Source organism: Lentzea roselyniae (assembly GCF_039537795.1).
Lineage (GTDB): Bacteria > Actinomycetota > Actinomycetes > Mycobacteriales > Pseudonocardiaceae > Lentzea > Lentzea atacamensis.
In genome coordinates this window covers 18,573-42,978 of the sequence record NZ_BAABBE010000014.1, presented here as the reverse complement: position 1 = coordinate 42,978, position 24,406 = coordinate 18,573, and the positions used below count along the sequence as shown (strand labels likewise).

Genomic DNA, 24,406 nt, shown 5'->3' with positions numbered 1-24,406 from the left:
CGTACATCTGACCTGGTGAATCTTGGCCGGTCGCACAACGGCGGCGAGGTCATGCGGTCTTACGGTTTGGGCACCCCACATCTCGAAGAGGAGTTGCCGAGTGGACGCTGTCACCCAGGTTCCCGCCCCGGTCAACGAGCCGGTGCTGCAGTACGCCCCCGGTACCCCGGAGCGCGCGGAACTGCAGGCCAAGCTGGCCGAGCTGCAGAAGGAGCCGCTCGAGCTGACGATGACCATCGGTGGCGAACAGCGCATGGGTGGCGGCGCGCGGTTCGACGTCGTCCAGCCGCACAACCACCGCTCGGTCCTCGGCACCCTGGCGGGCGCGACCCAGCAGGACACCCAGGACGCACTGCGCGCCGCTCGCGAGGCCGCCCCGGCGTGGCGCGCGATGTCGTTCGACGACCGCGCGGCCATCCTGCTGCGTGCGGCCGACCTGCTGGCCGGCCCGTGGCGCCAGACGCTGAACGCAGCGACGATGCTCGGCCAGTCGAAGACCGCGATCCAGGCCGAGATCGACTCCGCGTGCGAGCTGATCGACTTCTGGCGCTTCAACGTGCAGTTCGCCCGCAACCTGCTGGCCGAGCAGCCGATCTCCTCGCCCGGCGTGTGGAACCGCACGGACCACCGCCCGCTGGAGGGCTTCGTCTACGCGATCACGCCGTTCAACTTCACCGCGATCGCCGGCAACCTCCCGACCGCGCCCGCGCTGATGGGCAACGTGGTGCTGTGGAAGCCGTCGCCCACCCAGTCGTTCGCCGCGCACCTCACCATGCGGCTGCTGGAAGAGGCGGGCATGCCGCCCGGCGTGATCAACCTGCTGCCCGGTGACGGCCTGGCCGTGTCCGAGGTGGCGCTCAACTCCCCCGACCTCGCCGGCATCCACTTCACCGGGTCCACCGCGACGTTCCAGAAGCTGTGGGCGCAGGTCGGCGCGAACATCGCGAACTACCGCTCGTACCCGCGGATCGTCGGTGAGACCGGCGGCAAGGACTTCGTGCTGGCGCACCCGTCGGCCGACCCGGACGTGCTGCGCGTCGCGCTGATCCGCGGTGCGTTCGAGTACCAGGGCCAGAAGTGCTCCGCCGCGTCGCGCGCCTACGTGCCGCGCTCGGTGTGGAACAAGATCAAGGACCAGTTCCTGGCCGAGGTCGAGGCGCTGACCTACGGCGACGTCACGGACTTCTCGAACTTCGGTGGCGCGGTGATCGACCGCCGTTCGTTCGACAAGCTGTCGGGCGTGCTGCAGGCCGCGCGCGCGGACTCCACCCTGGAGATCGCCGCCGGTGGTACCGCGGACGACTCGGACGGCTTCTTCGTGCGCCCGACCGTGCTGCTCGGCTCCGACCCGTCGAACTCCGTGTTCACCACCGAGTTCTTCGGCCCGGTGCTCGCTGTCCACGTGTTCGAGGACGCCGACTACCTGACCGTGCTCAAGCAGATGGAGAGCGCGGCGCCGTACGGCCTGACCGGTTCGATCATCGCCCGTGACCGCACCGCCGTGGCGCACGCGATGGAAGAGCTGCGGTTCGCCGCCGGCAACTTCTACGTCAACGACAAGCCGACCGGTGCCGTCGTGGGCCAGCAGCCGTTCGGCGGCGGCCGCGCGTCCGGTACGAACGACAAGGCGGGGTCGGTCCACAACCTGCTCCGCTGGGTCAGCCCGCGCTCCATCAAGGAGACCTTCGCGGCGCCCACCAACCACCTTCACCCGCACCAGGGGGCGTGATGCTTCGCAGCTCTCTTCTCGCGGCGTCCCGCAGCAAGGGCGCTCGCAGGCTCGTCGAGTCGACGCCGCTGACCCGGCCTGTCGTCGAGCGGTTCGTCGCCGGTGACGACGTCTCCTCCGCGATCCACGCGACCGCCGAGGTGCTCGCGGACGGCCGGCTCGTCACGCTGGACCACCTCGGTGAGGACACCGTCGAGGAGTCGCAGGCCAACGACACCGTCGAGGCGTACCTGACGCTGCTGGCGCGGCTGGAGCAGCACGGGCTGACGCGGGGCGCCGAGGTGTCGGTCAAGCTGTCCGCCGTGGGCCAGTCGCTGCCGGTGGACGGCGAGAAGATCGCGCTGGAGAACGCCAGGCGGATCTGCTCGGCCGCCGCGGTCGTCGGCACCACCGTGACGCTGGACATGGAGGACCACACCACCACGGACTCCACGCTGGACATCCTGCGTGAGCTGCGGGTGGACTTCCCGTGGGTCGGCGCGGTGCTGCAGGCCTACCTGCGCCGGACCGAGCAGGACTGCCGCGACCTCGCGTACTCCGGTTCGCGGGTGCGGCTGTGCAAGGGTGCCTACCAGGAGCCCGCTTCCGTCGCCTACCAGGACAAGCACGACGTCGACCTGTCGTACGTGCGGTGCCTGAAGATCCTGATGGAGGGTCAGGGCTACCCGATGGTGGCCTCGCACGACCCGCGCCTGATCGCGATCGCCGCCGACCTGGCGTCCGCGCGCTCGAAGGACTCCTACGAGTTCCAGATGCTGTACGGCATCCGGCCTGAGGAGCAGCGCCGGATCGCCGGCGAAGGCAACCGCATGCGCGTGTACGTGCCGTACGGCGACGAGTGGTACGGCTACTTCATGCGTCGCCTGGCGGAGCGTCCGGCCAACGTGGCGTTCTTCGTGAGGTCGCTGCTCACGACGAGCTGAGCGCCTCGACCGTTTCGAGGGCGAACTCCAGCTTCACCGGCTCACCCACCTCGCGCATGATCTTCACCGCGCGGTGGGTGAGCTGGAGTGCTTTCCGCAGCTGGTACTTCGTCTCCGCGCAGAGCCGCGCGTAGATCGTGAGCGTGTCGGCGTACCCGGCCTCCCGGTCGAGGTCCTTGCCCGTCAGGTGCCACAGCACGACGGCGGTGTGCGCGGTGTTCCTCGCCTCCACCCGCCGTTCCGCGCCGCGGAGCTTGCACGCGTGCTGCTGCACGGCCCCGATGTAGGCGCCAAGGCCGGACGGCGACTTGTCCTTGAGCGCCCGCCAGATGTCGAGCATCAGCTCGGACGACTCCAGCGCGTGCGCGTGATACTCCATTTCGGACAGTGTGGCGGTCATGGGCTGCATGGCGATCGCGAGCTTGACCCCGAAGAAGTCGATGAGCTGGGACGGCAACCGCCGGACGATGTCGAACACCTCGGCCGCGCTGATGAGCGCCTTGTCCGCCTCGTCCTGCACGAGCAGCTGCTCGGTCAGCATCGACAGGGCGATCGCGAGGTCGGCCTGGTGCCAGACCGTGTTCTCGGCGGCCAGTTCCCGGTACACGTCAACGGCTTCCTGCGCCGCGGCGAGTTCGGCGTCGTAGTCGTGGGCGACCTTGACGACGTTGAGCAGCGCGGTGCCGAGACCCTTGCGGTCACCGGTTTCCCGCCACAGCATCACGGCTTCCTGCGCGGTGAGCTTCGCGTCCGGGTCCTCGCACAGGTCGCGCAACGCCTGGCTGTGCCGCATCAGCGCGTCCGCCAGCTCCGGCTGGAACGTCTGCGGGTTGACCACGGCGAGCCTGCGGAAGACCTCGACGGCTTCCTTGAGGGTCTCGTCGGCCGCTTCCGCGCGGCGGAGCTCGACGAGCATGGACCCTGCGGCGGCGAGGTTGCGGGCGAGCTCCGGTTCGTAGCGCGGGTCTTCCCGGGAGAGGATGCGCCAGTTCGCGATCGAGAGCTGCATCGAGTCGGCGGCGTGGGTGTTCTCGCCCTCGGCGTGGTAGCGCCGCGCGACGATGGCCGCGACCCTGGCGAAGTCGGCGCGGAACAACGCCGGGTGCATCTTCGCGAGCTCCTGGTACATCAGCGTCGCGCGGCTGATGGCGTCCATCGACTCCTCTGGCATGCCGAGGGTCTGGTAGCGGTAGCTGATCTGTTCGAGCGCCGACGCGAGGTGCGGGGTGGTTTCCGGGTCGTCGATCGCGATCTCGTGCCACAGCCGGATCGCCTCCTCGGAGACCTGCAGAACCTCCTCGGTGCGGTGCACGGCGAGCAGGCGCAGGCCCAGGTCTCCCAACGAGTCCGCGAGCAGCGGCCGGTTCTCGCGGTCCTGCTCGACGAGCTCGCGGTAGCACTCGACTTCCTGCTTCGAGGCTTCGACGGCTTCCTCGCGGAGGCCGCAGACCGCAGAGCGGGCACTGAGCATCCCGTACATCTCCGCGCGTTCGAGGGTGTCCTGCGCGCGGTCGATGAGGCGTTTCGTGATCGTGGACGGGATCGGGTCGGTGGCGAACCGCTCGTCGCGGAAGACGTGGCGGGCGATGTGCTCGAGCGTGGTGAAGGAGCCGATCTCGGCGGCGGCCCGGAGGCTGTCGCGCTCCATGTCGAGCACGATCTTCGGGTTGGCGTCGATGATCTCGTCGAGCTTGGCGCGCAGGTGCGGCCACCTCTGCGCGGCGCGGGCGAGCAGGTCGGGATCCGGGGCGTCCGGGGTGACGACGGCGAGGTAGTCCTCGGCGATGCGGCCGTTCTTGGGACCGTTGTCGCGTTTCAAAAGCTGGCGGACGAGCTGGGTGCGGTTCACGTCGCACGGGTCGCCGTGGACGGCGGTCAGCGCGGCCAGGTGCAGGTCGAGGACCGTCTCCCCGGCGATGTTGGGCGGCGGCTCGTCGGGTGCGGTGACGTTGAGCTGCTTGGCGAAGTGCTGGCAGGCCAGGGTGAACGACTCGGCGCGATCGTCCAGGGTCCGTGCCAGCGCGACGTCGGTGACCTCGTGGTCGAAGTCCGCGATGCGCTGGCGGGTCGAGGACCACCACCAGCCCGTGGTCCTCGCCGCCAGCAGCACCCGCGTGCGCTCGGGCCCGTGCCGGAGCCTGTCCTGCAGCTGCAGGAAGACGTCGTTCCACGTGAGGCGGTCGGCGTCGTCGATCAGCAGCAGCCTGCCGTGCTCTTCGTCGTCCCAGTGCTCCTCCTGGAAGTGCCGCAGGAGCCTGGTCTTGCCCGCACCCGCCGGTGCGTACAGCAGCAGAGACGCCGCGGGCGCGGGGCTGTCGCGCCAGTGCGTGAGTGCCTGCAGCTCGGGTTCTCTGCCGTGAAAGGGGACCACCTGTCGGGTGGGGTCCAGCAGTGCGGCGACGCTGAGTGCTCGGTCCACAGCCTCATAGTCGGCCGACGGTCAGGCCAGGGGTAGGAAGACCACACCATCGTGGCTTTTTCCCGTTTTTCCTTCACTCCTTTGCTGACTGGCTTGGAGATCCTCCAACGGTTAGGCACGCCGTGCGAGGTGGTGACGGTAACTTTCGTACTCACCCACGAACCCGGGCCGGATGCGGGCGAGCTCCAGCACCCTGGGCAGGGCATCGCGGTGGCCGATGAAGTCCGCGCCGGCGTAGTGCGCGCCGCCGATGCCGCCGATGATCCGTGCCCTGAGCGGCATCCGCTTGCGGGCGTACTCCTCGCGGAAGAAGCTGCCGGGCGCCATGCGCCGGCGGATCGCGCTCTTCACGTTCTCCGTGACGTCGCGCTCGTGGATCCACTCGAAGTCGGTGATCTCCTGCTGGAGCCTGCCGAACCGCGCGGACGACCTGGGGTCGAACACGTCGATGAGCGAGAAGTGGCCGCCCGGCTCGAGCACACGGGCGACCTCGTGGAAGAACCGCTCGACGTCCGGGTAGTTGTGCGAGCTCTCGACGTTGATGACGAGGTCGAACTCCTGATCGCCGAACGGCAGCCGCTCGGCGTCGCCCTCGACGTAGGTGAGCCGGTCGCCGCGGGCGAGCAGCGCGTTGGCCCTGCGGATGGCGGCCGCGGAGATGTCGAGACCGACCGCTCGGGAGGGGTCCACGAGGCGGACGAGGAAGTTGAGGCCCTCGCCCATGCCGCAGCCGACTCCAGCACGTTGAGGGTTTTGAAATCGCCTGCCGGGTGCGGCAGCCCGCGCAATGTCTGGAAGTAGAGCTGCTCGGAGAAACCGTCGCTGACGCCCGCGTTGAAGTTCGGGCAGAGATCGGTCAGTTCTTCGAGCAGTTTCGGGCAATGCATGCCCCAGTGCCAGAAGTCACCGGTCCGCGACCACGACGCCACGTCGTCGTGGACCGCCGAACGGCACCTTTGAGCTGGTCAGCCTCGGGTATACCGGCGTTGAGGTCGCGCAGCCCGGTGGCCGCGTTGCCGTTGGTCATGAGAGCTCTCCCGAGGTGAGCGTTGCTTGTGTTCCGCACTGTGGCAGCGCTTCCACCGGGAGATGATCATTCTTTCATTCATTCCGGGTGAATTCGTAGAATTCATCCTTGAATGCAACTCGTTGCAAAGCTTTTCAACATTTCCCGGTACAGAACCGGGCGCCCGGTTTCAGTCCGGACTGAAACTGTCAGACCCTCGCTGCACAATCAGTGGCGTGCTGGTCGCCCTCGTCCCGGAAGCGGACGGTGCGGGCCGGTGGCAGAAGCTGCACGACGACGGGACGCCCGCTGGTCCCGCGATGGCGGCGGAGTCGCTGGCCACCGCCGTCGCGTCGCTGGAGCGTGCCCACAAACCGCGGTGGGTGTGGGCGGACACCACCGAGGTCTACCCGGCACTGCTGCGCGCCGGGGTGCGGGTCGACCGGTGCTGGGACCTGCACCTCACCGAGGCGTTGCTGCTCGGCGCCGAGGGCAGGCACCGCGAGCCGAAGGAGCTGGCGGCGGCGCTGGCGCGCGAGCTGGGGATGCCGGCGCCGGCGGATCTGGGGCCGCGCAAGAAGGACGTCGAGCTGACGTTGTTCGAGCCCGAGCCGGTGGTGCTGCCGGGCGGCACGGACGCGCTGGCCGCGTTGTCGCTGGTTTTCCGGGCACAGCAACGGAATCCGGCGCTGGGGCTGCTGATCGCGGCGGAGTCGGCGTCGGCGTTGGTGGCGGCGGAGATGACGCACCGCGGGTTGCCGTGGCGGGCGGACGTGCACAACGAGATCCTCGAGGAGATGCTCGGCCCGCGCACTGCGCCGGGTGTGCGGCCGAAGGTGTTACAGGCGTTGGCGGACCAGATCCGGGAGGCGTTCGGCGGCAAGGAGGTCAACCCGGACGCGCCGGCGAGCATCGTGCGGGCGTTCGCGCGTGAGGGCATCGACGTGCCGTCGGCGCGGCGGTGGGTGCTGAAGAACATCGACCATCCGGCCGTGGAACCGTTGCTGGAGTACAAAGAGCGCGCACGGCTGTGGGTGGCGCACGGCTGGACGTGGCTCGACGCGTGGGTGAAGGACGGGCGGTTCCGACCGGACTACGTCGTCGGTGGCGTGGTGTCGGGCCGTTGGGCGTCGCGTGGTGGTGCGGCCCTGCAGATTCCCCGGCTGATGCGGAAAGCGGTGATAGCGGACGACGGCTGGTGCCTCGTGGCGGCCGACGCCTCACAGCTCGAACCGCGGATTCTGGCTGCCCTGTCGGGAGATCAGCGGTTGATCGAGGTGTGCGGGGACGACGATCTCTACTCCGCGCTGGCCGAGGACTCGTTCAAGGGCGAGCGGCCGCGCGCGAAGATCGCGATGCTGTCGGCGATGTACGGCGGCACCTCGGGTGAGGCCGGACCGCTGCTCGCCGTGCTGCGCAAGAGGTTTCCCCAAGCCGTCGGATACGTGGAGGCCGCGGCGCAGGCCGGTGAGCAAGGGCGGATGGTCCGCACGCGACTGGGACGCACGTCGCCCGCACCCTCGGAGGCGTGGCGCGAGCTGACCGGCGGCGCGGACGACTCGGGCGAGGTGTCGAGCTCGTCGCGGCAGGCGGCGCGGAACTGGGGGCGGTTCACGCGCAACTTCGTCGTGCAGGGCAGTGCGGCGGACTGGACGGCGGCATTGCTGGGCGTGCTGCGCAACAGATTGCCCGCCGACGCCCACCTCGTGTTCTTCCAGCACGACGAGGTGCTCGTGCACTGCCCGCGCGAGGACGCCGACGCGGTGATCCAGGCGATAGCGGACGCCGGACGCGAGGCGACGCGGCTGCTGTTCGGCGAGACCGCGGTGCGGTTCCCGATGAACGCCGTGCCCGTCGCGTGCTACGCCGACGCGAAATAAGTCCAAACAAGACGCGGTACGACCTGCTGCGTTCCGACTCGTTGCTCCGAATGGCCGCTTGCCCCGCACCCCGTGAGAGCGCTCTCATAAATGGACTGCACCCGTGACAAGGAGGTCACTCGCGCATGAAGCCACGCCGCCGCATCCTCGCGGCCACGACAGCTCTTCTTGCCGCGGTACCCCTGGCGATTGCCGCCATGTCTGCCAACGCTTCGATCCCACCCCCTGCAGCGGGATGGACGCAGGTCTGGGGTGACGACTTCAACGGCCCGAACGGATCGCTGCCGTCGAGCTCCAACTGGATCTTCGACCTGGGTCACAGCTACCCGGGTGGTCCCGCGAACTGGGGCACCGGTGAGATCCAGAACTACACGAACAGCACCAGCAACATCAAACTCGACGGCTCCGGCAACCTGCGGATCACCGCGCTGAAGGACGGCGCGGGCAACTGGACGTCGTCGCGCATCGAAACCCAGCGCGCGAACTTCAAGCCCGCGGCCGGCGGCAAGCTCGCCATCGAGGGCCGCATCCAGATGCCGAACGTCACCGGCGAGGCCGCACTCGGCTACTGGCCAGCGTTCTGGGCACTCGGTTCGCCGTTCCGCGGCAACTACTGGAACTGGCCGGGCATCGGCGAGTTCGACGTGATGGAGAACGTCAACGGCATCAACTCCGTGTGGGGCGTGCTGCACTGCGACGTCGCACCCGGCGGCGCCTGCAACGAGTTCAGCGGCATCGGCAACTCGCGCGTCTGCCCCGGCGCCTCCTGCCAGTCGGCGTTCCACACGTACCGCTTCGAGTGGGACGACGCCGAGAAGAGCTTCAAGTGGTTCGTCGACGGCCAGCACTACCACACCGTGACGCAGGCTCAGCTCGGCGCGGGAGTGTGGGACCGGATGACCTCGCACGCGGGGTACTTCATCCTGCTGAACCTCGCGATGGGCGGCGCGTTCCCGAACGCGCTGAACAACGGTCAGCCGACCCCTGTCGCGGCCACTCAGTCCGGACACTCGATGGTCGTGGACTACGTGGCCGTCTACACGGCTGGCGGTGGCCCCACCACTCCCCCGACGACGACCACGACGTCGAACCCCGGCGGTGGGGGTTCCGCGTACAGCGAACTGCAGGCGGAGAACGCCTCTGAACGTTCTGGCGGCTCCGTGGCACCGGCCGACGGCGGCTCCGGCGTGCACCAGATCGCGAACGGCGGCTACCTGAAGTTCTCCGGCGTGAACTTCGGTCCCGGCCCGGCCCGGCAGTTCTACGCCCGCGTGGCGTCGGGTGCCGGCGGCGGGGTGAGCGGTCTGGTCGAGGTGCGGCTCGGATCGCGCACAGCCGCACCGGTCGGGTCGTTCGCGGTCGGCAACACCGGTGGCTGGGACGCGTGGAGAACCATTCCCGCGAACATCTCCAACATCAGCGGGGTGCACGACGTCTACGTGACGTTCACGAGTGGACAGCCTGCGCCGTACGTGAGCGTGAACTGGGTGAAGTTCGGAACCTGACCCTGGGTGAGCGACCCGGCTCGGCCCTGAGCTAGAATCTCGTCCTGCACGGACGATTAGCTCAGTGGGAGAGCACTACCTTGACACGGTAGGGGTCACTGGTTCAATCCCAGTATCGTCCACTCCACTCGGGGCGAGTTGTGTTCGCGGATTCCGCCAACACAACTCGCCCCGTCGTGTTTCACCTGGGGAGCAGGTAGAGCCAGTACTTCTGGCTGGCGGGGCTGGCGGAGTGCGGCCCGGTGCAGTCCCACCGAACCGTCTTGCCGGATGCGTAGTACTGGAAGCCCGCCGTCTCGCAGGCGGACTTCGTCGGGTACTTCTTGTAGGGCTCCTGCGCGGACGCCGTGCCCGCACCAGCGAGGATCACGCCCAGAACGACCGAAGCCGCCGCGACCGTGCTCAGGATTCGACTCATTGACATTCCTCCAGTCGATGTCGTTGATCATCCTGCCACGACGGTGTGGATCGTTCCGGACTGAGATGATGGGGTGGTGTACGCCGAACGTCCCGCACCCGCGGGTCTGGCTTGCCTGTGGACGCGCACGGTCTCGTCTCCGACCGTGCAGCGGGTGGTGCCGGACGGCTGCACGGACCTGATGTGGGCTCCGGCGACCGGTTCCTTGTTCGTCGCCGGGCCGGACACCCGGGCTCAGCTCGCCGAGGTCGCGCCGGGGACGCTGTACGGCGTGCGGTTGCCGCCTGGGGCGTTTCCCTCGGTGTTCGGGGTGCCCGCGCACGCCGTCAGGGATCTGCGGGTGCCGTTGTCCGAGCTGGTTCCGTCGGCGCGGCTCGACTCGTTCTCGGACATGGTGGCGTTCTGCGCTGCGCGGCTCGTGGTCGATCCGGCGCTGGCCGCGACGGCGTCGTTGCTGCGGACCTGTGACGTGGCTTCGGCCGCCTGGGAGATCGGGTTGAGCTCTCGTCAGCTGCGGCGCCGGTGCCTGGACGCGTTCGGGTATCCGCCCAAGGTGTTGCAGCGGGTGCTGCGGTTCGACGCGGCGATGCGCCTGGCGTGGGACGGGATGCCGTTCGCTTCCGTTGCGGTTGAAGCGGGTTACGCGGACCAGGCGCACCTGGCCCGCGAAGTTCGTGCTCTGGCCGGAGTGCCGCTCGGTCAGCTGATCCGGCCGTAGCGGCGCAGGGTCAGCAATGCGTCGACCGTGGCGATGGAACGCCATTCGAAGTTGACGACCGGCGTGAACGCGGGAAAGCCGAAGTTCCAGCCGCCGTCTTCCTGCTGGCCGTTCTGGAGTTCGTCGAGGTCCTTGCTGAACTCGTCGTCGGTGAACCACGCGCGGGCAAGACCGGTCGGCTTTTCCGCGTAGTGGTGCGGAGCCATGCCTTCGTCGTCTTCATAGCCCTCGACCTGCAGATGCCTGAGCTTTTCCGCGGCGAGTTCCGCGCGCTTGCGGTCCCCGACCTCGTCCAGGAACATCACCGCGGCCCGTAGCTCGTACGGGTGGGTCTTCTCCAGTTTGTCGATCTCCTGCCAGCAGTAGGCGGTGGCCTTGTCGAGCCACGGGTCGGTGATCCCGAGCGCCAGCAGTGCGGCCGCGATCTGGGCCGTCAGGAGAAGTCCGCCCTGGTCGTCGGCGGCGATCCACGGGGCCATGGGATGCCCCTTCGACGTGGACATGCCGAACGGGACCGAGCCGTCGGGGCAGGTGTTCCTGAGCCACGTCAGAATCGATTCGGCATGCTCGGGGGCGTTGACCTCGCCGAACATCTGCAGCGCGCGCAGGGCGTGCAGCGGCTGGCTGGTGGGCCCGCGGTGGTCGGGTTCGAGGGCGTGACCGTAGCCACCGTCGTCGTTGCGGTAGGCCAGCACGGCCTGGACCACGGCGTTCGCCGAGCCACCGTCGAAGGCGTGCTCGAACCAGCGTTGTTCCAGCGTGCGGGCGTTGTGCCAGATGAAGTTCCTCGCTCGTTCGATCATGTCTCGAACCTAGGGCGGTGACTCTGCGGGGTCTTGAACGAAACGGCCATGTGACCTGATCAGCTGATTCGATCGCCTCCAAGTGGAACCGGCGCTGTGCGAAAATCCTCCAACAGGGGTGTTGAGTTCTGAGGGGAGCTGGCCAGGATGCTGATGTTCGACGCGATCGTGCCGGTGATGGCGACCGCGGCCAAGGCTGCCGGGGCCGCTGCGGGTGCCGCGGCTGGAGCCGGAGGCGCGGGTACTGCCCGGTTCAGCGTCGACCCCGACCAGGCCCAGAAGATGATCGACGGCTTGAAGCTGGCGATCGAACGGCTGGTAGAGCTCGAGCAGAAAGCCGGCCGTCTGCAGTCGTCAGGAGCCCCCGGTCCCGACCCCTACAGCGGGTGGGCAACCCTCGCGATGCGCCAAGCAGCAGGCAAAGACCCCGGTGGCTACGCCTGGGCCAACGAAGCCGCGCAGAGGGCGCTCGAAAAGACGATCGAGAACATCGAAAAGGCCCTGGCCAAGTACCGGGGCACCGACGAGGCGGCGCAGACCGCACTGAAGGGTTGACACGATCTTGAAGCGCATGACCGCCCTGCTGACCGCCGTCCTCGCCATCGGCGTCCTGGCCGGTTGCTCGGAAAAGACCGGTGGCAACGCCAACACGACGGCGCCGACCGGTGGCGAGCAGACGAGCACCGCGCCTACCAGCAGCGATTCGCCCTCGGGTCTCAGCATCGACAAGTTCGTCAGCAAGCCGTGCGAAATTCTCACGGCTGCCCAGGTCGCAAAGCTCGGTTCCGTCCGCGCACCTCAGACCGGCAGCGATGTGCTCGGCCCCTTGTGCACCTGGAAGGGCCAGGATGTCATCAAGAACTCCACATACACGATCTCCGTGACCAAGGACAAGGACGTTGAAGAGATGGTCGCCAACGTCAAGAGCGACCCTGTGTTCACCGACCACAAGGTCGACGGCGTGCGCCTTATCACCAGCGATCAGACGAACGGTGAGATGAGCTGCGCAACGATCATCCAGGCGTCCAAGACCGACTCGGTGACCCTGCAGGTCAACGTCGCGAAGGACGAGCGCGCGACGAAAAAACCCTGCATCGAGTCCGAGACGGTCGCAAAGATGATCATTGAAAACCTGAAGGGGTAGCAGTTATGGCTGGGGATGAGCCGAACATCGGAGGCTTCCTGATGCTGCCCCTCGCGGGCGGCAACACTGTTTACAATTGGTTCGAGAAGGGCAAGGGACCGAGCCAGAGCACGGGACCGAGCGCTCAGGACTGGCGCGAGGTGTCCACCGGCCACGCCGACGTCTCGAGGCTGATCGAACAAGCCGTGAAGGACTCCGGTGCGTCCTGGGAGGGCGCGGCCGCTGACGCAGCGCGTGGCGCGACCTCACCGCTTGCCACGTGGGCGGATGTAACAGGAGAGTCCGCCAAATCCGTGGCCACGACGTCCGACACCGTCGGTCAGGCGTATGTCGACGCCAAGTACAAGATGTCGAAGCCGCCAGAGGTTCCGGACAAGCCGTTCCTCAACGACTGGAAGCCGTGGGAGACGGACTACGACAAGGCCGTCGAGCAGAACCAGAAGGTCAACGAGCAGAACATGCAGGCGTTCTCCCAGTACGGGGAGACCGTCACGGCCAGCACGAACAACATGCCGACCTTCATCTCCCCCACTGCCAGCGATGCGGGCATGGAGGAGCAGGGCAACGGCAAGATCGGCAAGGTCGACCGGAACGGTACGGGGGACCCGTACACGCCACCGGGCACCGGCACCCCTCCCGGCACCGGAACGCCTCCCGGCTCTGGCGACGACACCAACCTGTCGGGTTGGAAGCCGCCGAACAGCGACACGACCAATCCGCAGTGGACCGACCCCAACGACCCGCGCAACAGGCCGCCGGGTATCGGCGACCCGAACGACCCGCGCAACCGGCCTCCCGGCGGTGACCCCAACATCCCGCCCGGTGGCAGGTGGGACCCGAACAACCCGAACGACCCGCGCAACCGCGGCCGGCTCGACCCCAACGACCCGCGCAACCGTCCGGGCGGCCCCGGAGGGCGTGGGCTCGGCGGGCGCGGCGGCGGTGGCGGTGGCGGTGGCGGCGGCGGAGGTGCCGGCGGCGGCCGTGGTGGAGGCGCGGGCGGCCTCGGCGGTGCCGCGGCGGCTCGCCTCGGCGGGCCCGGTGGCATGGGCGGCGGCTTCGGTGGTGCGGCCGGTGTGGCTGGCGCTGAGCAGGGCCGCGGTGGTGCCGGTGGCTTCGGGCCGGCGGGTGCCGCTGGTGCGGCCGGTCGTGGTGGCGCTGCCGGTATGGGCGCCGGAGGCATGGGCGCCGGTGCCGGTCGTGGCCAGGGAGACGAGGACAAGGAGCACAAGTCCGCGTCGTACCTGCAGGAGACCGAGGACATCTTCGGCGACGGAACGATGGTGGCTCCGCCGGTCATCGGCGGATAAGGAGAGAACGTGCTGAGATCCAGGGTCGCCATCCCCGTCACGGCGCTTTACCAGGCGTGGCAGGCGGCGGGCCTGCCGTCGCTGCACCGGGCGCTGCTCACGCAGGTCGAGTTCGACGAGGACCGCCTCGAGTCGGGTGACCTGAGCGAGCTCGAACGGCTGCAGCGCCTCGCGTGGGCACAACTCGAGGCCTACGGGCTGGCGCGCGGGAGCCAGGTCCATCCGGACCTGGCCAACGCGCTGCGGCTCGTGATGGAAGCCGGCGTTGAGTACTGGGCGTTCTTCAGCCTGAAAGACGGGCCGCAGCAGAGCGTGCTGGTCGTGTCGAACGGCCAGGACGCGCTGCGGATCGTGCTGACGCCGGAACAGCAGTTCGTGCTGGAACCGGTCCGTCCGGAGGAGGCACCGCAGGCGCTGGTCGGTGCCCTGCCGCCCACGCCGGCAGGCAAGGGCAACCCGATCACGTTGCCAGAGGACGCGCTGGAGCAGAAGCGGCAGTCCTACGAGGACACCGGCTCGTTCATGCAGCAGAGCCGTCCGACCAGCACGCCGAACGACCAGCTGGTCGCGCAGCTCAAGGAGATCATGAACCAGCCGCGAATCGGCGGCGGTCAGGTCTACTCGGCCAAGCGCGACCACCTCGGCCGCAAGCAGCGTTGCATCGCCCCGCTCACGTACATCGACACGACGAGCGGGCGCTACATCGCGGCGAAGAGCGAGGGCTGGCTGCGGGTGCAGCCCGCCGACTTCGGCACCCTCGCCCACCTGACCGCCACGATGCCGTAACGGCACCTCGGCCGGGTCGCGATCGCGGCCCGGCCGATGCTGTTCAGGCGAGCCGCAGCGCGTCCGGCCTGAGTTCAGCGGGGCTGCGGTGACCCGACAGGCCGAGCGTCAGGTCGAAGTCCGCGAGCAGGCTCCGCACCACGTGCTTCACGCCGACCTGCCCGCCGTGCGCCAGCCCGTACGCGTACGGCCGCCCGACCATCACCGCCTTGGCCCCGAGCGCCAACGCCTTCACGATGTCCGCGCCGGTGCGAATCCCGGAGTCGAAGAGAACGTCGATCTGCTCCCCGACCGCGTCCACGATCGACGGCAGCGCGTCCAACGAGCCGACCGCACCGTCGACCTGGCGCCCGCCGTGGTTGGACACCACGATTCCGTCCATTCCGGACTCGACCGCCTTGCGCGCGTCGTCCGCGTGCTGGATTCCTTTGAGGACGATCGGTCCGTCCCAGTGCTCGCGCAGGAAAGCCAGCTGGTCCCACGACTTGTCGGTACCCGTGAACAGCTGGACCCACCGCAGGATCGCCATCGGCAGGTCGTCCTCCGGCGACTTCTGCAACCCTGCGCGGAAAACGGGGTCGCTGAAGGGAATCGCCGTGCCGACGCCCCGCAGGAACGGCAGATACGCCTGGTCCAGGTCGTGCGGCCGCCACGCCAGCGTCCACGTGTCGAGCGTGACGACCAGCGCCGTGAACCCGGCCTTGCGCGCCCGGTCCAGCAGCGACGCGCACACGTCCGGATCGTTCGGCCAGTACAGCTGGTACCAGCGAGGCCCGTCACCCGACGCCTCGGCGACCTCTTCGATCGTGTGCGAGGACGCCGTCGACAACACCATCGGCACCCCCAGCTCAGCCGCCGCCCGCGCGGTGGCCAGCTCGCCGTCCGGGTGCAGGATCGACTGCACGCCAACGGGTGCGAGCATCACGGGCGCGGGCAGCTCTGTGCCCAGCACCGACACACCGAGGTGCCGCTCGGTCGCGTTGGTCAGCATCCGCGGCACGATCCGCACCCGGTCGAACGCCTCCCGGTTCGCCCGCACGGTGGCTCCGGAGCCGGCACCTCCCGCCACGTACCAGAACGGCCCCGGCCCCAGCCTGTCGCGCGCGGACTGCTCCAGCGCGTCCGGATCGGTGGTGAACGGCGGCACCGCGCCGCCGAGCCCCTGCAGGTAGATCTCGTTCTGGTACGCGGCGAATGAGGTCATGCTCCTACTCTGCTACGAAGCGAGCTGAACCAGGAAGAACTCGTTGCCGAACGGGTCGCTGAACCACGTCGCCCGATCGCCCCACGGCATGGTCTCCGGCGCGGCCTTGACCTGCACCCCCTTCTCCTGGAAGGCCGCGCAGTCGCCGTCGATGTCGTCGGTGATCAGCGAGATGCCGCAGCCCATCGTGAACGACACGTTGGGCGTGTCGGACTGCGAGAGCGCGAACGCCGTCTGGGCGCCGGGAGGAGCGACGGTCAGCCAGCGCATGCCCGCCTCGTTGCTGTCCTGTCGCTTCTCCCAGCCCAGCACGTCCACGTAGAAGCTCAGCGCCTCGTCGAGGTCGCGGACGTTGATGGTGGCCGAGTGCACATGAGTGATCATGCGCAGAACGCTAGGCCCGCACCCCCGCCGTCCGCTTCTTCGAAACTGCTCGCCTCGGCCAGCGGGACTCCAGCCACATCGCTACGGGCGCCGCGGTGACCACTGTGGACAGCGTCCCCGCGATCAGGCCGATGAGCAACGCCGTGGCGAAGTTGGCCAGCGAGCCGTCACCCAGGACCAGCAGCGCCGACAGGACGAACAGCACACCGATGCCGGTGTTCACGGTGCGTGGCACGGTTTGCACCACCGCGTCGGACACCAGGTCCGGGTACGACGCGGACAGCCGTGAGCCGCGCAGGGAACGCAGGCGGTCGAAGACGACCACGGAGTCGTTCACCGAGTAGCCGATCACGGTCAGCAGGGCCGCGAGGAACACGCCGTCCGCGGTCTTGCCCATCCACGCGAACACGCCGATGAGCACCAGCACGTCGCTGACCAGCGCGGCGACCGTGGCGAGGCCCAGGCGCCAGTCGAAGCGCACCGCCAGGTACGCGAGCTGGGCGGCGACGGCGATGGCCAGGCCGATCACGGCGTTGCGGCGCAGTTCGGACGACAGCGACGGGCCGATCAGCTCGTTGCTCGACTGGCGGGCACCGTTGTCCACCGCCGAGGACACGATCGTGCCGATGCGGGACGAGTCGGCGTCGTTGATCGGGCCGGTGCGCAGCGACACCTCGTTGCCGGACGAGGACACGACGACGTCCCCGAAGCCGCCGTCCGCCAGCGCGGTTCGGACGCGGCCGGGGTCGACGGGGCCGCCCGCGGTGAAGTCGAGCATGCGGCCGCCGGTGAACTCGACGCCCAGGTTCAGGCCGCGCACGAACAGGCCGGCGAACGCCACGAGCACCAGCACGCCCGCGCTGATCAACCACGCGGAAGGCCGCCGGTACAGCACGACGGACAGCCGCTGCCGCACCCAGCCCAGCGTGTGCAGACCGCTCAGCCGTGGACGCTTCGACACGAACCGAGTGCCCAGCACCCACAGCACCAGCACACGCGACAGCACGAGGGCGCTGAACATCGAGGCAAGCACACCGATGGTCAGCGTGACGCCGAAGCCCCGGACCGGGCCCGTGGCCAGCCAGAACAGCAGACCGGCTGCCAGCAGCGTCGTCACGTTCGAGTCGGCGATCGCGCTCAGCGCCCCGCGGAAGCCGGATTCCGCGGCACGGCGCAGGTTCGGTTTTCGGGTGTACTCCTCGCGTGCCCGTTCGAAGATCAGGACGTTCGCGTCGACCGCCATGCCGATCGCCAGCACGAAGCCGGCCAGGCCGGGCAACGTCAGGGTCGCGCCGACCGCGAGGAGACCCGCGTAGGCGACACCCGCGTAGCCGGCCAGCGCCACGACCGCCAGAACGCCTGCCAGCCGGTACGCGAAGATCAGGAACAACGAGGTCAGGGCGATGCCGATGATCGCGGCCTTGGCGCTGGCGTCGATCGCCTCGGCGCCCAGGGTGGCGCCGACCGTGCGCTGTTCGATCACCTCGACCGGCACGGGCAGCGCACCCGAGCGGATGACGAGGGCGAGCTCCTTGGCCTCCGGCTGGGAGAAGCGGCCGGTGATCGTGGTGGCGCCGCCTGCCTGGCCGGCGCCGCAGGGCGTATCGGAGCTGACCTCCGGCGACGAGATGGGCTTGCCGTCCAGCACGAAGGCGATCTGGCGGCCGGGTGTGCCCGGCGGTTCGCAGGCCGCCTCGCCGGTGACCTTCTGCCACTTCGACGGGGCTTCGCCCTGGAACTGGATGTTCACGACGAAGCCCGCGCCCTGCTGGTTGCGGACAGCGGACGCGTCGGAGATGCCTTCGCCGGTCATGACGGTCTGGCCGTTGCGCTGAACGAGCAGCTGCGCGGTGCGGCCGAGAACCTTCACCGCTTCTTCCGGGTCCTGGACGCCGGGGAGTTCGACGACGATGCGGTTCTCGCCGGAGCGGGCGATGACCGGTTCGGCGACGCCGAGTGCGTCGACGCGGCGGCGCAGGACCTCCAGAGATCGGTCGGCCGCGTCGGAGTCGCCCTTGGCCTCGAGGACGATCTGGGTGCCGCCGCGCAGGTCGAGGCCCAGGCGGGGATCGGTGGTGAGCAGGAGAAAAGCGGATGCGACGAGGACCCCGAGCGCTATCAGACCGCGCACGAGGAGACCCCGCCGCGCGTTGTCGCGCGACATGGGTGGTTGAAGCCTTCCGGGAAAGTGGTTGCTGAGAAACGGGTTTCAGCGACCGGAAGGCGGCGAGCGGTCCCGCTGCGGGGACCAGCGGATGCCGTCGGGCGTGCGGTGCACGCGCCGGACGAAGGAGACGACGAAACGGACGGGCAGCGAGGGCTTCGCGACCGGCGGCACGTCCATCGGCAGCTGGGCCTGCGGCACCTGGGCCGCGTGGTGGTTGTGCGGCTTGGGCGCGGCGCCGGGCAGGTTCGCGAAGTCGTGGGCGTGCCGGACGACGGAACCGGAAGAGGGCGTGGGCTCGGCGGGCGCGGCGACGATGAACAGCTGCCCGAGGAACAGCAGAACCGCGAGCGCGACCGCGTTGCGACGCATCACCGCTTCCTGCCTCCCCCGACGTACACGAGCGCTCCCCCCACGACAGCGCACAACCAGGAAAGCACAAGTGGCTGCATCGTGGTGGCCCCGAACAGCAACGCGACCGTCCACGCGGTCAGGATCACCACGGAGGCGGCGAGCAGCGACACCGTCACGGCGAGCTTGCGCAGGCCGAAGAGCAGCTTGAACGGGCGCAGCCGCAGCGCCACGACAACACAGCACAACACCAGCGCGCCGGTGAAGAAGCCCAGGTAGGGCGTCGGCCGCGGCATACCGGCTACCAGCGCCAGCAGCCCGCCGCCGACCAGCAGCATCGCCAGCATGCGCAGCGCACGCCACACCTGGACCTTGTTCAGCTGCATCGGCGCGGGAGGCTTCGCGGCACGGCGCCGTTGCACGGTCGCGAGGTTGGCCTTGGAGTCCGCGTCGGACGGGTCGAGCTTGATCGCCGTGCGGTAGGCGTGCTCGGCGGTGCCCCAGTCGCGCATGCGCAGGGCCGCGTCGCCGAGCACCTGGAACGCCCGTGCCTCGGTGGGCGCGAGCTGCGAGGCGTGCAGGGCCGAGTCGAACGCCTCGACACCACCGTCCGGCAGGTCCGCGAGCACCTCGGCCAGCACGACGTAGCAGCGCCAGTCACCGGGCTTGCGGCGCACGGACTCCCGCGCCGCGACGGCGGCCTCCTGGTGCCGGCCGAGGTCGCTCAACGCCAGCGCCGCCAGCCGCTGCGGCCACGCCGGTTCGCCGTCGAGGATCATCGCCCGCTTGGCCGAGTCGAGCGCCTGGTCCGCCTCACCGAGGTCGAGGTGGGCGGCAGCGAGCCGGCACCACGCCTCGGAGTGCCGAGGGTTCGCCGCCACCAGGGGCCGCAGCAGGTCGATCGCCTGCCGCGGTTTCCCCGAGGCGGTGAGCTCGGCGGCGCGCAGCAGCACCGCGTTCATCGGCTCGGACACGCCGCACAGTGTGACAGCGCGCCCCCTGCCCCCGAACGGGTGACCTCAGCCGAACCAGCGAGCGAGCGCCGTTTCCAGGCTCTGCTGGTCGTCGCCGGCCCACGCCACGTGCCCGTCCGGCCGCACCAGCACGGCGGGCACGTCCAGCTCCTCGCTGACGTCGACGACGTGGTCGACCCGGTCCGCCCGGTCGCACGTGGACAACCGCCCGGTCTGGTCGAGCAGGATCCCGCGTCCTGCGTGCATCTGCTCGTAGAGCCCGCCCCGCTTCAGCGCGAGGTCCCCGATCCGGCGACCCACCAGGTCGTCGGAAGAGCCGAAGTCGTACCGGATCGCGACCGCGATGATCTTCTCGACCAGATACCGGTTGACCTCCTCGAACCGCATCAGCTCCGTGAACACCCGCCGCACCGACTGCGGCCCCGGCTCGACCTTCATCAGCTCGATCTGCGCACGGGTGTTGTTCAGCACCTCCTCCGCCACCGGGTGCCGTTCGCCCTCATAGGTGTCCAGCAGGTCGGAGGGCGCCCAGCCGTTCACCGCAGCGGCGAGCTTCCAGCCCAGGTTGAACGCGTCCTGCAGGCCCAGGTTGAGGCCCTGGCCACCGGTCGGCGGGTGGATGTGCGCCGCGTCGCCCGCCAGGAACACGCGGCCGGACCGGTAGCGCTCGGCCTGCCGGGTGGCGTCGCCGAAGCGCGACATCCACCGCGGCGAGTGCACGCCGAAGTCCGTTCCGGCAACCGCGATCAGCCGCTGCTTGAAGTCGTCGAGCGTCGGCATGACGGTCCGGTCCTCGTTCACGCCCTCGGCGGGCACGATGACCCGATACCCACCGTCGCCGTACGGGCCGATGCCGAACCGCTTGTGCGTCTTGCGGACCTCCAGCATCAACGGCATCGCCTCCTCCCAGGGGATGCCGATCTCCATCTCACCCAGCAACGTCTCGACCCGCGAGGGCTCGCCGGGAAAGTCGATGCCGGCCAGCTTCCGCACGGTGCTGCGGCCGCCGTCGCAGCCGACGAGGTAGCTCGCCCTCAACGAGGTGCCGTCCGCCAGTTCGACGGTCACCCCGTCCTCGTCCTGCGACAGCCCGGTGACGGCGCACCCGCGACGGATCTCGGCGCCGGCCGCCAGCGCGTGTTCGGTGAGCAGGCGCTCGATCTTCGGCTGCGGGAGACCGAGGACGTGCGGGTACTTGGTGTCCAGCCGTTCCGGCGCGGGCCGCTCGATGCCGGCGAAGAACCCGGCGAGCGGGTGCTTCGTGCCGAGCTCGAGGAACCTGTCCACGAGGCCGCGCTGGTCCAGGACCTCGATGCTGCGGGCGTGCAGGCCGAGCGCACGGACCACCTTGGTCGGCTCCTCGTCCCTCTCCAGCAGGACCACGCGCACGCCGTGCAACCGCAGCTCGCCGGCCAGCATCATGCCGGTCGGCCCGCCGCCGGCGATGATGACGTCGATCATGGAGTCCCCATTTCCCCAGGTAAAGCACGTTGGCCGGGAAAGGATGAGGCATCACCGGGGCCTTGCCGCAAGACCGGGGGTGCGCTATACCTTGAAGAGGGCAGGGAGAACATCCCCGCCTTTTCGCATTTCTGGGGACATTCCACGACCGAATCGCACCGCAGCCCACCGATCGCGCCAAGTTGAGTGCAGCAGGCTCAACTTTCATGGCAGGGTGGTTTGCATGGTGCAGTGGTACTTCGCGGGACTGGCGCTGTCCTTCTTCGGCACGAGCGCGATGTACCTGGTCGCCGGGATCTGGGTGAAGACGCTGACCGGCAGCGACGCCCTCGCCACTGTCGCGATCCTGTGCGTGTACGCGCCGGGCGTGCTGTCGCCGTGGATCGGCAGGATCGCCGACGCCTGCCGCCGCCGCCCGCTGCTGATCTGCACCAACCTCGCGATGGTCCCGGTGCTCGCGGTGCTGTTCTTCACCGACGACGTCCGGGTGATCTTCACGGTTCTGCTGGTCTACGGCGTGAAGGCGGTGCTGGTCAGCGCGGCGGAACCGGCGTTGCTCGTGGCGATGCTCCCGCAGGACCAGCTCGCCGGGGTCAACGGGCTGCGCATGTCACTGCAAGAAGGCATGAAGCTCGTGGCACCACTCGCGGGCGCAGCCCTGTTCGCCGCGTACGGCGCGTGGCCGGTCGTCGCGATCGACGCGCTGTCGTTCCTGCTCGCCGCGGCGGCCACCAGCATGATCAGAGTCGACGAACCACCGCCCACACCGCGCGAAGCACCGAGCTGGCCGCATCTCAAGGCGCTGACCTGGCCCATCCTCGGCGCCACCACAGCGTTGTTCGCAGGCTCACTGCACTCCGCGGCGTCGTTCGCGCTGGTCGAGAAGGGTCTGCACGATGGACCGGAGTTCCTCGGAGTGTTGTCCGCGGTCCAAGGCGCCGGATCGGTCCTCGCGGGCCTGACGGGGAAACGCGCGAACGTCACGGCCGGACTCGTGCTCATCGCGGTCGCGGCGCTGGCCAGGACGACGGCCTGGCTCCCCGCGGTGCTCGTGGCCGGGTTCGTGCACGGCATCGGGCTCGCCTGGGCCGTGATCGCGGTCGCCACCCTGGTCCAGCAACGCACACCGGCCGGCGCCATCGGCAGGGTCAGCGCGACCGCCATGAGCATCGTGTTCGGTGCCGCACCCCTGGGACTCGCAGCGGGCGCGGCACTCGTCGCGAACATCAGTTTCGAAGCGATCTACGTGATCATCGCCGTCATCACCGCCGCCGCCGCGATGTGGGTGCGCGGGAGCCGGGCGCGTCGCTTCACCACGCGCCCGGCCCCCGCGCGAGCGGCCGGCCAGATGGAGTGATCAGCCGCACGTCGTGGTGGTCGGCGGCACCTGGCAGAGCCTGGCCGCGTAACCGCCGTTCCGAGCCACGGGCACCGTCAGCGAGTCTCCCGCCGAAACCCGTTTGGTGTCGAACGTGATCTTGCCCGTCGGACCGTCGTGGTACAGCTCGACCAGCCAGGAGCCGGAGCCGAGGAATCCCGTGCCGATCGAGAGGTCACGTGGACCGCCCGCCACGCCGGCACCCAAGAACCAGGTCGAACCGAGCCGCCTGGCGAGCACGGCCAGCCTGCCGGGATCCCCCGCCACGAGCCGGGTCTCGTCCCACGCGGCGGGAACCGTGCGCAGGAACTGCTCGGCCACCGGGTACGAGGCGTAGCTGGAGATCTTGTCCGCGAAGTGCTGGACACCGGACTCGTAGAGCACCCCCAGCGCCAGCTCGGCCGCATCGGAGTTCGGTCGCACGCCGGAGAACGTCACCGGGGTGAAGTCCATCGGCCCGGTCAGGTTCCTGGTGAACGGCAACGTCAGGTAGTGCTCGATCGGGAACGGCTCCCGGCCGGGACGCGGTTTCGTGCCCTCCGCACCCTTCACCGCCTCCACCGTCAGCACGTGCGGCCAGGTCCGCTCGACCCCGCGCGGGATCGGCGCGCCGTGGAAGTTCAGCATCAACCGGTGCTTCGCGGCCGCCGCGTACACGGCGTCGTACCAGCGCATGCGGTCCTGCCCGTCGGACTCGACGAAGTCGATCTTCAGACCGACCGCGCCCCACGAGCGGTACTGGGCGAAGAGCCGCTCTCGTTCGCTGTCGGTGTCGATGGTCTGCCACCGCACCCACAACCACGTCTCGACACCACGCGCCTTCGAGTACGAGATCAGCTCGGGAATCCAGTCGGCGCTCCAGCCGGAGTCGACGAGGTTGTACCGGTAGCCCTGCTTCGCCGCGTAGTCCGCGTACTGCTTCTGCAGAGCGAGGTTTCCCGTGCCGTCGCCCCACCACGACCACACCGCCGTGCCGGGCCTGATCCACGAGGTGTCGGCGATCTTCGACGGCGGTGCGAGCGACGTGATCAGCGAACTCTCGACCAGCGAGGACAGCGAGCCGACGCCCAGCACCCGCCACGGCGTGGCGAGCGGGCCAGCCGAGGTCTCCGCGGGGTCGGGCAGAACGAGCCGATAGCGAGAACCGTCGAAGACGACCCGTGATCCGCCGTAGCGGCCGTCGACATCGGATTCCGCGAGCAGCAACCACGAGCCCGAGACGTTGAACAGCGCCGGATACCCGTACTCGACGCCCTTCTCAGCCACGCGGACGTGTGCGGACTCGTAGTCGCCGCGCCCGTTGTCGTACGGCAACAGGAACTTCTCGGCGGAGGAAGGCACTGCGAACTCGGACGCCTCACCGAGCACGGTCGCCCACTTGCCCGACGGCAGGACGTACCTGTACGCCACGCCTTCCGCGGACGTGCGCACCACGACGTCCAGCCGTTCGGCCAAGCGCTGGAAGTGGAACGTCGTCTCCGTACCGACGTAGGTGTGCTCACGTTTCTTGCCGGACACCGTCGTGTACGAGTCCTGAACGAGCCGCGACGCCGACCCCACGAACTTCAGCCCCGACGTGAGGTCGGCGTCGGCGGTGCGGATGCCCAGCGCGGACGGCTCCAGCACCGTGGTGCCGCCGTGCCGGACCGAGAGGCTCAACTTCCCCTGGTCGAGCCGTACAAGTGCTTCTGGCGCAACGGATTGCGCCCCGATTGGCGCGATGACGCGCCATTCCCCGGATTCGGCGATGGCGGGAGTCGTGCCGACCAGTGCGCCGGTGGCGGCCGCACACACCGCCGCCAGCACCACCGATCTGTTGCGAAGCCCCATGCGTGTCACTCCCTACAGC

At 69.1% G+C, this 24,406-nt stretch carries 21 protein-coding genes and 1 tRNA gene; 11 read left to right on the top strand and 11 right to left on the bottom strand.

Annotation, left to right across the window (positions count from 1 at the left end; translation table 11 throughout):
* Positions 1-100 precede the first annotated feature (100 nt).
* Both pruA and ABFX45_RS24845 read left to right on the top strand, forming a co-directional pair.
* Positions 101-1,729, top strand: coding sequence for an L-glutamate gamma-semialdehyde dehydrogenase (gene pruA / locus ABFX45_RS24850; RefSeq protein ID WP_346132238.1), 1,629 nt, complete (start codon positions 101-103; stop codon positions 1,727-1,729).
* The gene (locus tag ABFX45_RS24845) at positions 1,729-2,652 is read left to right on the top strand and encodes a proline dehydrogenase family protein (protein WP_346132236.1); all 924 of its coding nucleotides are present in this window, start codon (positions 1,729-1,731) and stop codon (positions 2,650-2,652) included. The genes pruA and ABFX45_RS24845 overlap by 1 nt, the downstream gene beginning before the upstream one ends.
* On the opposite strand, the gene ABFX45_RS24840 is transcribed toward ABFX45_RS24845, so the two are convergent.
* On the bottom strand, positions 2,639-5,071 hold the full coding sequence (locus ABFX45_RS24840; protein ID WP_346132234.1) for an ATP-binding protein: 2,433 nt from the start codon (positions 5,069-5,071) through the stop codon (positions 2,639-2,641). The genes ABFX45_RS24845 and ABFX45_RS24840 overlap by 14 nt on opposite strands.
* A gap of 111 nt (positions 5,072-5,182) precedes the next feature.
* Entirely contained in the window at positions 5,183-5,794 is a 612-nt protein-coding gene (locus ABFX45_RS24835; protein ID WP_346132232.1) for a class I SAM-dependent methyltransferase, read from the bottom strand.
* Positions 5,795-6,316: 522 nt separating this feature from the next.
* On the opposite strand from ABFX45_RS24835, the gene ABFX45_RS24830 reads away from it, so the two are divergent.
* From ABFX45_RS24830 to ABFX45_RS24820, 3 genes are all read left to right on the top strand, one after another.
* Entirely contained in the window at positions 6,317-7,957 is a 1,641-nt protein-coding gene (locus ABFX45_RS24830; protein ID WP_428834186.1) for a bifunctional 3'-5' exonuclease/DNA polymerase, read from the top strand.
* 125 nt (positions 7,958-8,082) lie between these two features.
* Positions 8,083-9,462, top strand: coding sequence for a carbohydrate-binding protein (locus tag ABFX45_RS24825; protein ID WP_346132228.1), 1,380 nt, complete (start codon positions 8,083-8,085; stop codon positions 9,460-9,462).
* Positions 9,463-9,512: 50 nt separating this feature from the next.
* Positions 9,513-9,584: transfer RNA gene (locus ABFX45_RS24820), tRNA-Val, on the top strand.
* Between the two features lie 59 nt (positions 9,585-9,643).
* Here ABFX45_RS24820 and ABFX45_RS24815 read toward each other — a convergent pair.
* Positions 9,644-9,880 (bottom strand): hypothetical protein, encoded by a 237-nt coding sequence (locus tag ABFX45_RS24815; RefSeq protein WP_109640724.1) that lies wholly within the window; start codon positions 9,878-9,880, stop codon positions 9,644-9,646.
* Positions 9,881-9,956: 76 nt separating this feature from the next.
* On the opposite strand from ABFX45_RS24815, the gene ABFX45_RS24810 reads away from it, so the two are divergent.
* Positions 9,957-10,598 (top strand): helix-turn-helix domain-containing protein, encoded by a 642-nt coding sequence (locus tag ABFX45_RS24810; protein WP_233440126.1) that lies wholly within the window; start codon positions 9,957-9,959, stop codon positions 10,596-10,598.
* On the opposite strand, the gene ABFX45_RS24805 is transcribed toward ABFX45_RS24810, so the two are convergent.
* The gene (locus tag ABFX45_RS24805; protein WP_346132226.1) at positions 10,580-11,401 is read right to left on the bottom strand and encodes a hypothetical protein; all 822 of its coding nucleotides are present in this window, start codon (positions 11,399-11,401) and stop codon (positions 10,580-10,582) included. The genes ABFX45_RS24810 and ABFX45_RS24805 overlap by 19 nt on opposite strands.
* Before the next feature lie 147 nt (positions 11,402-11,548).
* On the opposite strand from ABFX45_RS24805, the gene ABFX45_RS24800 reads away from it, so the two are divergent.
* Genes ABFX45_RS24800 through ABFX45_RS24785 form a run of 4 tightly spaced genes read left to right on the top strand, consistent with a single transcriptional unit; the run spans position 11,549 to position 14,641 of the window.
* Positions 11,549-11,956, top strand: coding sequence for a hypothetical protein (locus ABFX45_RS24800; RefSeq protein ID WP_109640722.1), 408 nt, complete (start codon positions 11,549-11,551; stop codon positions 11,954-11,956).
* 16 nt (positions 11,957-11,972) lie between these two features.
* The gene (locus ABFX45_RS24795) at positions 11,973-12,545 is read left to right on the top strand and encodes a DUF3558 domain-containing protein (RefSeq protein ID WP_109640721.1); all 573 of its coding nucleotides are present in this window, start codon (positions 11,973-11,975) and stop codon (positions 12,543-12,545) included.
* Between the two features lie 5 nt (positions 12,546-12,550).
* Positions 12,551-13,855 carry a PPE domain-containing protein gene (locus ABFX45_RS24790; RefSeq protein ID WP_346132223.1) on the top strand — a complete coding sequence of 435 codons (1,305 nt, stop codon included), beginning with the start codon at positions 12,551-12,553 and terminating at the stop codon, positions 13,853-13,855.
* A gap of 9 nt (positions 13,856-13,864) precedes the next feature.
* Entirely contained in the window at positions 13,865-14,641 is a 777-nt protein-coding gene (locus ABFX45_RS24785) for an ESX secretion-associated protein EspG (protein ID WP_109640719.1), read from the top strand.
* A gap of 43 nt (positions 14,642-14,684) precedes the next feature.
* Here ABFX45_RS24785 and ABFX45_RS24780 read toward each other — a convergent pair whose 3' ends face one another.
* The 6 genes from ABFX45_RS24780 to rox form a co-directional block, all read right to left on the bottom strand.
* Positions 14,685-15,845: a lactate 2-monooxygenase gene (locus ABFX45_RS24780; protein ID WP_346132221.1), complete on the bottom strand. Its 1,161-nt coding sequence runs from the start codon at positions 15,843-15,845 to the stop codon at positions 14,685-14,687.
* 12 nt (positions 15,846-15,857) lie between these two features.
* Positions 15,858-16,229, bottom strand: coding sequence for a VOC family protein (locus tag ABFX45_RS24775; RefSeq protein ID WP_109640717.1), 372 nt, complete (start codon positions 16,227-16,229; stop codon positions 15,858-15,860).
* A gap of 10 nt (positions 16,230-16,239) precedes the next feature.
* On the bottom strand, positions 16,240-18,360 hold the full coding sequence (secD, locus tag ABFX45_RS24770) for a protein translocase subunit SecD (RefSeq protein ID WP_346132218.1): 2,121 nt from the start codon (positions 18,358-18,360) through the stop codon (positions 16,240-16,242).
* 78 nt (positions 18,361-18,438) lie between these two features.
* Entirely contained in the window at positions 18,439-18,765 is a 327-nt protein-coding gene (locus tag ABFX45_RS24765; protein ID WP_109640715.1) for a hypothetical protein, read from the bottom strand.
* Complete coding sequence (locus ABFX45_RS24760) at positions 18,765-19,718, bottom strand: tetratricopeptide repeat protein (protein WP_109640714.1); 954 nt, start codon at positions 19,716-19,718, stop codon at positions 18,765-18,767. The genes ABFX45_RS24765 and ABFX45_RS24760 overlap by 1 nt, the downstream gene beginning before the upstream one ends.
* 45 nt (positions 19,719-19,763) lie before the next feature.
* On the bottom strand, positions 19,764-21,179 hold the full coding sequence (gene rox / locus ABFX45_RS24755; RefSeq protein ID WP_346132216.1) for a rifampin monooxygenase: 1,416 nt from the start codon (positions 21,177-21,179) through the stop codon (positions 19,764-19,766).
* Positions 21,180-21,402: 223 nt separating this feature from the next.
* Here rox and ABFX45_RS24750 point away from each other — a divergent pair, with 223 nt between their 5' ends.
* Positions 21,403-22,536 (top strand): MFS transporter, encoded by a 1,134-nt coding sequence (locus ABFX45_RS24750; RefSeq protein ID WP_346132214.1) that lies wholly within the window; start codon positions 21,403-21,405, stop codon positions 22,534-22,536.
* Here the strand turns inward: ABFX45_RS24750 and ABFX45_RS24745 are convergent, their stop codons facing one another.
* Entirely contained in the window at positions 22,537-24,387 is a 1,851-nt protein-coding gene (locus tag ABFX45_RS24745; protein ID WP_346132212.1) for a glycoside hydrolase family 97 protein, read from the bottom strand.
* Between the last annotated feature and the right edge of the window lie 19 nt (positions 24,388-24,406).

Coding starts and splice junctions, on each gene's coding strand:
- ABFX45_RS24845 (WP_346132236.1), top strand. CDS start 1,729: ATGCTTCGCAGCTCTCTTCTCGCGGCGTCCCGCAGCAAGGGCGCTCGC.
- ABFX45_RS24835 (WP_346132232.1), bottom strand. CDS start 5,794: ATGGGCGAGGGCCTCAACTTCCTCGTCCGCCTCGTGGACCCCTCCCGA.
- ABFX45_RS24825 (WP_346132228.1), top strand. CDS start 8,083: ATGAAGCCACGCCGCCGCATCCTCGCGGCCACGACAGCTCTTCTTGCC.
- ABFX45_RS24815 (WP_109640724.1), bottom strand. CDS start 9,880: ATGAGTCGAATCCTGAGCACGGTCGCGGCGGCTTCGGTCGTTCTGGGC.
- ABFX45_RS24805 (WP_346132226.1), bottom strand. CDS start 11,401: ATGATCGAACGAGCGAGGAACTTCATCTGGCACAACGCCCGCACGCTG.
- ABFX45_RS24800 (WP_109640722.1), top strand. CDS start 11,549: ATGCTGATGTTCGACGCGATCGTGCCGGTGATGGCGACCGCGGCCAAG.
- ABFX45_RS24795 (WP_109640721.1), top strand. CDS start 11,973: ATGACCGCCCTGCTGACCGCCGTCCTCGCCATCGGCGTCCTGGCCGGT.
- ABFX45_RS24790 (WP_346132223.1), top strand. CDS start 12,551: ATGGCTGGGGATGAGCCGAACATCGGAGGCTTCCTGATGCTGCCCCTC.
- ABFX45_RS24780 (WP_346132221.1), bottom strand. CDS start 15,845: ATGACCTCATTCGCCGCGTACCAGAACGAGATCTACCTGCAGGGGCTC.
- ABFX45_RS24775 (WP_109640717.1), bottom strand. CDS start 16,229: ATGATCACTCATGTGCACTCGGCCACCATCAACGTCCGCGACCTCGAC.
- ABFX45_RS24765 (WP_109640715.1), bottom strand. CDS start 18,765: ATGCGTCGCAACGCGGTCGCGCTCGCGGTTCTGCTGTTCCTCGGGCAG.
- rox (WP_346132216.1), bottom strand. CDS start 21,179: ATGATCGACGTCATCATCGCCGGCGGCGGGCCGACCGGCATGATGCTG.
- ABFX45_RS24750 (WP_346132214.1), top strand. CDS start 21,403: ATGGTGCAGTGGTACTTCGCGGGACTGGCGCTGTCCTTCTTCGGCACG.
- ABFX45_RS24745 (WP_346132212.1), bottom strand. CDS start 24,387: ATGGGGCTTCGCAACAGATCGGTGGTGCTGGCGGCGGTGTGTGCGGCC.